The sequence below is a fragment of the Bartonella sp. CE47NXGY genome (assembly GCF_042195415.1).
Lineage (GTDB): Bacteria > Pseudomonadota > Alphaproteobacteria > Rhizobiales > Rhizobiaceae > Bartonella.
The window spans coordinates 1-6,190 of sequence record NZ_JBHIOI010000053.1 but is presented as its reverse complement, the minus strand read 5'-3'; the positions used below and the strand labels follow the sequence as shown (position 1 = coordinate 6,190).

The window sequence follows — 6,190 nt, the reverse complement described above, 5'->3', positions numbered from 1 at the left end:
GACATAAGCCGCCCATTTATCCATATAAACGCGGCGCTGTTCTAAATAGTCAGTCCGACGATAGGCACGCTCTACTTGTCCTCCGACTGTATGACTTAGAATAGTTTCAGCAACCTCATAGGAAGCATCGGTTGTTTCAGCAAGCCAATTGCGTAAACTAGAACGAAAACCATGCGGGCATGCTTCAATTTTATTTTTTCTCATATACCAAGCCATCATCGTATGTGAAAGAGGACCGCGACCGGTAGGAGAAAAAAGAAAATCACTTTTAGAAATACAACGAGCTTGTTCAATAATTTTCAGCGCTTCTTTTGATAAGGGGACGCGAAATTCTGTTGTAGTATCACGCTTTCCTTTCATATTTTCAGCAGGAATTGTCCAGACATCATCTTCAATTTGACCTTCACGAATATGACGCAAAGGAAAAGTACGAACTCCTGTCAAAATAAGCAAACGCAAAGCCAGTTGTGTTAGGATTGTTGTTTGGCAAAGTGTTTTATAAAAGGCAGGGACCTCTTTCCAATCCATTGCGGGCATGTTTTGCGTTTTATGACGTTGTTTGCCTAAGAGAGCACGTGCTTTTTCTGTTGCTTGTAAATCAACATCCAATCCTAGTGCAGCCGCATGTTTGAGACATATATTAAGACGATTAAGAGCTCTATTAGCTGTTCCAGCTTTTGTATGCCAGATAGGAGCAAGAGTATTGCGTATCTCAGTTTGGGTAATTTCTGAAACGGGTAAACAGCCTAATTTGGGGAGAATATGAAGACGTAATGGTAAAAACCAATGTCCGTCTTTTCCATCCCCTTTTAATTCAGCTTTACGACTTTCAAAAGCATCCACGGCAATATCTTTTAAATAATGGAGATTGCTTATTGCTTCACGCTTTTGTTTATTGCGTTCTTTAATAGGGTCACGACCCTCATGCAAAACAGAACGCCATTGATTTGCCAATTCACGCGCTTTTTTTAAAGAAACGTTTCGCAATGCCCCCAAGCCCATTTCACGACGGCGCCCATGAATGGTATAACGGTAAATCCATTGAGCACCTCCATCTTTACGCTTGTGAAGTAACAAGCCGGCACCATCGTTATATTTGCCAGCTCCCAATGTTGCGACAGCCCTTGCATTAAGACGGTTCATAAGAGCCATTTTTAGTCCTTTCTTATACAAATTTTATCCACACACTCATCCCACTTGTTATGTACAAATGAGTGGTTTTGATTGATTCAACATAAACAGATTTAAAATGAGAGAATCTTGCGTTATTCGAGGGTCTAATTCAATATGAATAACGCTAGATTATCATTATAAATCAATATGTTGTATCTTTAAGGAGAAAATTAGTTCCTTTATATGAAGTGATCAATGATCGTTCAGGTGATGTGGTGAATTTTTTTCGGGTGTTGCAACGCCATTATTACCCTTTCATGGATCTGTTGGAGTTCCAGGTGAGTAGCCGTGAGGCGTTTGAACGGTTACGCACCCAAGATCCCAAGACCCTGACAGATTTAGAGCGGGCATTGCGGTTTTTATATCTGCAGCGGTTGAGTTTTGGTGGCAAAGTGGCAAAACAGACGTTTGGAGTTGATCCACACCGTGGTGCACGGGTTTAATAGTCTCAAACTTGAAGCCTCCTTAAAGCTTATTTACCGTCGTTTAGCAGGTGTGACCATTGAACATTTAGATTGGTTTGAGTTTATTAGGCGCTATGATCGTCCCAACATCTTGTTTTACCTTGATCCGCCTTATTGGGGTGTTGAGGATTACTATGGCAAGGATTTGTTTAAGCGAGAGGATTATCAGAGGATGTCCACACTGCTTGCACAATTAAAGGGAAAGTTTCTTCTGTCACTCAATGATGTGCCGGAGATTCGCAAAAGCTTTAGCCCATTTAAGATAAAAGAGGTTACCATATCTTATACATGCAGTTCAAATAATCCAATTCCAGCTCAAGAGCTCATCATCTCAAATTGCGACTTTTAGCAAAGGAGAAAAAGCTGCCTTAAAGGGTCTTTAAATGATCTTTGAAGACCCTTTGAAAACCCCTTTAATTTTTTAAAAAAGACGTGAATTTTAAAAATGAATTGCTGCAAAACCTGCTGTCAAATTCTGCAAAACCTGATGACAAGCTACATACAAGACATATAGAATCAATAATTTATAGCACGACAAAAGTGCTGTGGCGGAGGGGGTAGGAATGCTATATTTATATAAAATCAATAGATTATATAGAAGTTCGGGAATTTTGATTCCGTTGATTCTTTTAACTTATTTTCTGCCTATCCCGAACCTTTTTAGAGCTTATTCTCGATCATTTAGTTCTAAATTTATCTTTTATTTTCTCTTCTTTCAGATATTAAGAAAGATGGCTGTGAGAGAAGGAATTGTGTTAGAGATCTGCTAAGGTTATTGTGTTTCAAAGGTTGCTTTTTAACACCTTTTGAACTATATTACCACCTTATTGTAAGGTAGGAGTATAGTCATGGCTACAACTGTTAAACTGTCTGATGATCTCATTAATGAGGCTAAGCGTTACGCGTCTGTTTATAGCCGCTCGGTTCCTAAGCAAATTGAATATTGGTCGCGTATGGGCAAAATAGCCGAAGAAAATCCAGATCTCTCCTTTCAATTTATTCAAGCAATCTTACTTGGACAACAAGAAAATGCAGATGGCGATGTAACAGCATTTGAATTTGGCTGAATCTATGCAAGTTTTACAAACCCATTCATTTAAAAAAACTGTCAAAAAACTGCATGCCAACCAAAAACAAGATCTAGACCAAGCTGTTCGCGTCATTATGAAAACGCCCACCATTGGTCAAGCCAAAACAGGTGATCTTTCTGGTGTTTTTGTCTATAAATTTAAAATGGCCAAGCAATTGACGCTGCTTGCTTACAGCTATGAAGATCACACGATTACTTTGACCTTGTTAGCACTTGGCTCTCATGAAAATTTTTACCGAGATCTTAAAGCATAATATATTTTACAACTTGATAGAGGCACACAGCATTAATTTTACTAAAGTTCTCCAGTGCTAAAGGTATTAAACCAAAATTTATAGACATGATCAAGCTATATTGGGCACCTAATTGCGGCATAATATTTTTAGCTAAACCGATTGGAGGACTTTGCAGCAAAGGAGTACTGCACTCATCTGCTATTACATATCTCTAACTTGAGTTAAAAACAAAGCTCTTCCGTACACCCCAACAAATGGCTTTGTCATGATAGAACTTTACTAGATTAGAGGTAAGTTAGTAGCATCTGTTATAAATTTAACGCTTCGCACTTTCTTCGGTAAATTCAAGCCGCAAAATACTAAATACAACTAAGTCCTATAGCTCAATGCGCACATAATCATGCATGGTGTTTCTACGCTCAACAAGTTACACCTCAGTTCTCTTGCGCAAATACGAATAAGAAGGGTTTAATTTGCTAATTTTAGCTCAGTCTTAAGTACAACGTCTGGAAAGGCTACACGTGCCTGCTGCATCAACGTAATATTAATGCCATAGAAAAATCCCTTACTATCTGCTATAGCTTCATAAGGATTGCCTATAATGTAAAAAATGAAAAATAATATAAAATAAATTTACAAAAATGATTGACTAGGATATTAAAGCACGATAATGATTCATGCAATGCAAATCCGCAAGAGGAGATAAGGTATTGCATTTTAATTGAAGGTTTAGTCTTTAAGGTAAAGTAAAAGCCTTATCCAACTAAGGCTCCGTGGGGAGGGAGCCATTACATGCAAGAACAAACATTTGTAAATTATAAGAAAAATGCTTATGAATTGGGCGTGGAGCGTTTACGCTCTATGGAATTGGTCGAGACCCCTTCAATTCTTGAAGAAATGGCCGATGTTGCCCCTGATCTCGCAAAATTCATCATCTCTTTTGTGTATGGAGAAATTTATGAGCGACCTCACTTAACAAGCCGTATTCGGCAGCTTGCCACCGTTGCCATCTTTGCAACTCTCGGTAATGCAAGACGGCAACTCAAATTCCACTTTACCAGTGCTCTTAATATTGGGTGTAGTCCTGCTGAGCTGATTGAAGTAATGATACAGTTGGCACTTTATGCAGGGTTTCCAGCAGCCTTAAATAGTGTTTTTGCTGCAAAAGAGGTCTTTGATGAAAAGCAACTAGACTTCATATCTAGTTGCGGCTCGTAAATTTGCTGTAGAGGGCTATACTGGTGGGTTGCGCTTATGGGGAATGCCACAAAATATTCGTGTTTGTTCAATCCAAGTTGATAAAGTTAATACGGATTTTCGTCGCAATTTTAAAGGATTCCCAGAGATACCTCCAGAGAATCTTGCCAAAATGCTTCACCCAGATGACATTGCTTCCGCGGTCAACTTTATTCTTTCCTCATCTAATACCGCACAAATTTCTTCTATACGTCTCGATGCTCCACTTTGGTATCAAGTATAAGGATCTATCCAATGAAAATCACGCCCAGAATAGCTCTTGTCTTAACCCTCGTAGGAACCTTTTTTTGGGGTTCCAATTTCCAAGCCACTAAGATAGCTTTAACGACTGTTTCTCCATGGACAGCTTCTTTTGAGCGGTTTCTCATTGCCGTAATCGCCATATTTTTAATTATGATTTTCAAAGAAGGCTTGCGGTGGCATGTTTTATCGCAAAATTTTATTTCTTATATTTTCCTAGGGATTATCGGTGTGGCAGGGTTTAATGGCGCTTTATTTGTTGGCTTGCAAACGTCAAATCCCATAACAGCCTCCCTCATCATGGCGACAACCCCTATTAGTGCTAATATTATTGAAGCTATCATGAATAAATCTTTCCCAACCTGTGAGAGGGTTATAGGGATGCTCATTAGCATGTTCGGGGTCTATTTAGTCATAACAAATGGGAGATTTTTGTCTAACCATGTTTCCTTTGCCAAAGGAGATATTATGATTCTTTTAGGTTCCATTGGTTGGGCGTTCTATACCGTGGGCACGCGGTCATTTGTCAAGAACGCAACCCCGCTTGAAACAACAAGCTGGACGATGCTCTCTGGCACCGTCGCCCTTGGCGTCCTAACCTTTTTATTCGAATCCCCTCTTCAAGAAACGATGTCTATGTCCGGCGCTAGTTTATTCGCACTCCTTTGGATGGGGGTTGCAGGATCAGTTTTAGCCTACCTATTTTGGAATATTGGAATAGCGATCCGAGGTCCGGGTAAGACTGCGATATTTTTCAATTTTGTACCTATTTCAGCCTTATTGGTGCAAATCCTGTTTGGCTTCATCCCTCAAATCATGCAAATCATAGGCGTTTTTGTTACGATTTTTGGAGTTCTAATCGGACAAGGCTATATATTCAGCTTACTAGGATCTAGAAAAGCCGTTCCCAATGCGCATAAAGAGTAATATACTTTTTAAGATGAATGGAAATTGGCGTGTTATTTTTCGCTTTATCGGAACAGATGTGGAGCTTGTTGATTATCAAGATTACCATTGATGAAAGGAATGAAAACAAATGACGCATAACCCCGCCCATTCTAGTGAAGTTCTAAAAGTAGCTTTTTTAGAAGAAATGGGGATAACAATACAAAAATTAGCGTATCGTCTTCATATAACAAAATACGTATTTATTGTCAAATAATATTTTATCTTTTTTTGATATTTTTTTGTATTTTTTTAAATACGTTGTGTATTGATAATATCTTATGATTATGAATTGCTTCTTTTATATTTATATGCGTTTAAAGCTATATTATGGGCTTTATGAAACGATTGCGTTATGTTTTAAATCTATACATCTATAATATTTAAAAAGGCTCTCATAATGCGTATTTTTATCTTTATAACCTATCAATTTTGTCACTAAATGGCTTTTAAGATTTCTGTTAATTTCTTTTAATAACACATTTTAGACTTAACAGCCTTATAGGGACTGTCTTTATAACAAATGCTTTCATTTGCATTTTTGCTTTCTCTATAGTTGTTATGTTCTTTATAGCCATGGCATCATTTTTCATGTTCATAAGAGAAATGATAAATAGGATATATGATAATTGCGATTTATTGTCTGTTATGAAAACACTTATGAAAACATCTCAATAGAAACTGATCATTATAGAGATGAGCAAAATTCCTTTTAATAAACTTTTGTCAGTCTTGTCAGTTCTTTTTAGAACCTATATCATTTTTTTTAAATGAGAGAAAATTAA

6 protein-coding genes and 3 pseudogenes are annotated in these 6,190 nt (G+C 37.7%); 8 read left to right on the top strand and 1 reads right to left on the bottom strand.

Translation table 11 applies throughout. The annotated features are described in order from the left end of the window. The coding region (locus ACFIL3_RS08830) for a tyrosine-type recombinase/integrase (RefSeq protein WP_375682094.1) at positions 1–1,152 on the bottom strand (1,152 nt) is incomplete at its 3' end. A 149-nt stretch (positions 1,153–1,301) separates the two neighbouring features. Here ACFIL3_RS08830 and ACFIL3_RS08825 point away from each other — a divergent pair. The 8 genes and pseudogenes from ACFIL3_RS08825 to ACFIL3_RS08790 form a co-directional block, all read left to right on the top strand. After that, positions 1,302–1,986, top strand: a pseudogene (locus ACFIL3_RS08825) (DNA adenine methylase). 499 nt (positions 1,987–2,485) lie between these two features. After that, positions 2,486–2,704: a TA system antitoxin ParD family protein gene (locus ACFIL3_RS08820; RefSeq protein ID WP_005773872.1), complete on the top strand. Its 219-nt coding sequence runs from the start codon at positions 2,486–2,488 to the stop codon at positions 2,702–2,704. Further along, positions 2,697–2,981: a type II toxin-antitoxin system RelE/ParE family toxin gene (locus ACFIL3_RS08815; protein WP_246054788.1), complete on the top strand. Its 285-nt coding sequence runs from the start codon at positions 2,697–2,699 to the stop codon at positions 2,979–2,981. Before ACFIL3_RS08820 ends, ACFIL3_RS08815 begins: the two co-directional genes overlap by 8 nt. 774 nt (positions 2,982–3,755) lie before the next feature. After that, complete coding sequence (locus ACFIL3_RS08810; RefSeq protein WP_375681534.1) at positions 3,756–4,181, top strand: carboxymuconolactone decarboxylase family protein; 426 nt, start codon at positions 3,756–3,758, stop codon at positions 4,179–4,181. Between the two features lie 43 nt (positions 4,182–4,224). Beyond that, the gene (locus ACFIL3_RS08805) at positions 4,225–4,443 is read left to right on the top strand and encodes a hypothetical protein (protein ID WP_375624020.1); all 219 of its coding nucleotides are present in this window, start codon (positions 4,225–4,227) and stop codon (positions 4,441–4,443) included. Between the two features lie 11 nt (positions 4,444–4,454). Next, positions 4,455–5,387, top strand: coding sequence for a DMT family transporter (locus tag ACFIL3_RS08800; protein ID WP_144755783.1), 933 nt, complete (start codon positions 4,455–4,457; stop codon positions 5,385–5,387). A gap of 13 nt (positions 5,388–5,400) precedes the next feature. Continuing rightward, positions 5,401–5,478: pseudogene (locus ACFIL3_RS08795) on the top strand (Killer protein); the annotation flags it as partial. Positions 5,479–5,496: 18 nt separating this feature from the next. Further along, positions 5,497–5,601: pseudogene (locus tag ACFIL3_RS08790) on the top strand (transcriptional regulator); the annotation flags it as partial. Positions 5,602–6,190: the final 589 nt, after the last annotated feature.

Excerpts from the sequence above, each read along its gene's own strand:
- ACFIL3_RS08810 (WP_375681534.1), top strand. The coding sequence starts at position 3,756 with ATGCAAGAACAAACATTTGTAAATTATAAGAAAAATGCTTATGAATTG.
- ACFIL3_RS08805 (WP_375624020.1), top strand. The coding sequence starts at position 4,225 with ATGCCACAAAATATTCGTGTTTGTTCAATCCAAGTTGATAAAGTTAAT.
- ACFIL3_RS08820 (WP_005773872.1), top strand. The coding sequence starts at position 2,486 with ATGGCTACAACTGTTAAACTGTCTGATGATCTCATTAATGAGGCTAAG.
- ACFIL3_RS08800 (WP_144755783.1), top strand. The coding sequence starts at position 4,455 with ATGAAAATCACGCCCAGAATAGCTCTTGTCTTAACCCTCGTAGGAACC.